This is a genomic window from Vibrio sp. D173a (assembly GCF_030248475.1).
Map to the genome: position 1 here is coordinate 1 of NZ_JAHGAH010000979.1, position 1,387 is coordinate 1,387.

Genomic DNA, 1,387 nt, shown 5'->3' on the forward strand with positions numbered 1-1,387 from the left:
AACATCTTTCAGGTTTAGTTGCGCTAGTTCAGATAGGCTCTTGGTCGTTGCCGCGCATACTGGAGTATCGATACTCGGAAATAGGTAGATCAGCTTATACTTGCTGTCTACATCAGAGATTGTCATTGGGTTAAGCGACAGAGTACACAATTCAGGTGTCACTAGTTGCTCGCCTTTACTAGGGAAATTACCTGCCAATACAACTTCTTCACCAAGAAATGTAACTTTATTCATGATTTATCCTTTTGATTGCCGACGACTCAATAAGTCATCTGTTTTATTTTTCTCGTGCTGTTTAAGTGACGTTAATAACAGTTTTAAATTCGCTCAGCTTTGGTAGCGCATCATCGAAACCAACAGATTGTGAAAAGTCCATTTCTACATCGATGTGCTGCTTGGCAAGATTCAGTAAGACAGCACGGTCATTATCGTCTAATGACTTAATGTTTGCAGACAGCACTTTGACTAGGCTTTGCAGCACATCCAGTTGAAAGGATTCAATCGACGTCATCGTTCGATACTCCTCTAGCAAATGCGTCGCCAACTCTGCGTCTTTTTTCTTAATCTTTGACATTCTCTTACCTATTAACAAAACAAATTAATAACTTAACTATCAGTAACCTCAAATCGTGGAAAAAATTTATCACTCGATATAACACCGAGCCACAAACCTTTCTCAAAGCAAAATGTAATGATGGATAAAACATCACACCTTACTAAAACATCAGCGCATAAAAATGTAACGACCAACAAAACAATCAACGTAACACACTGATAAATAGTGAAATAGATTTACACTCAAATCTAACTAAGGTGTTTCATTGTGATTAAACCTGCACGAAGAAAAGTACGACATAGAATTTTGGTTTCCAGTTCTCAGCACAATGCAATACAGGAAACAAATCCCTAGCAAGATATGACAGTCAACAAAGGCACGACAGTAAGCAAAGCTAAGCAAGACAAAGCCAAGAGTTCTCAGGCAGTAGCCGTGAGTTTTTAGTAGTGGGGTAGAAAAACTTAATAAGATGCAGAGGAGAAATAACAACTAAGGGTAACGAACATAAAAAAGCCCCGCATAAGCGAGGCTTTCAATATCAAGCTGCAGGTAAATTACAGCTCTTCTTGTGGCATTTCGCCAGTCTCTGGCTCTTCAGGCTGAGCTGGAGTCAGTAGCATTTCACGAAGTTTAGCATCGATAGTTTTCGCTGCTTCTGGGTTCTCACGAAGGAACTTACCAGCGTTCGCTTTACCCTGACCAATCTTATCGCCGTTGTAGCTGTACCAAGCACCTGCCTTTTCAATTAGCTTGTGCTTAACACCTAGGTCGATCAGCTCACCTTCACGGTTGAAACCTTGGCCGTATAGGATTTGAGTCTCTGCTTGCTTA

The 1,387-nt window shown here is 40.5% G+C and carries 1 protein-coding gene and 2 pseudogenes; all 3 read right to left on the reverse strand.

Annotation, left to right across the window (positions count from 1 at the left end):
- Nucleotides 1-234: pseudogene (locus tag KIV40_RS30700) on the reverse strand (thiol peroxidase); the annotation flags it as partial.
- 61 nt (nt 235-295) lie between these two features.
- Nucleotides 296-574, reverse strand: coding sequence for a hypothetical protein (locus tag KIV40_RS30705; RefSeq protein WP_285353069.1), 279 nt, complete (start codon nt 572-574; stop codon nt 296-298).
- Between the two features lie 536 nt (nt 575-1,110).
- A pseudogene (recA, locus tag KIV40_RS30710) lies at nt 1,111-1,387 on the reverse strand (recombinase RecA); the annotation flags it as partial.

Bases quoted from the DNA above. Each gene is read 5' to 3' on its own strand.
- KIV40_RS30705 (WP_285353069.1), bottom strand. From the start codon at position 574: ATGTCAAAGATTAAGAAAAAAGACGCAGAGTTGGCGACGCATTTGCTA.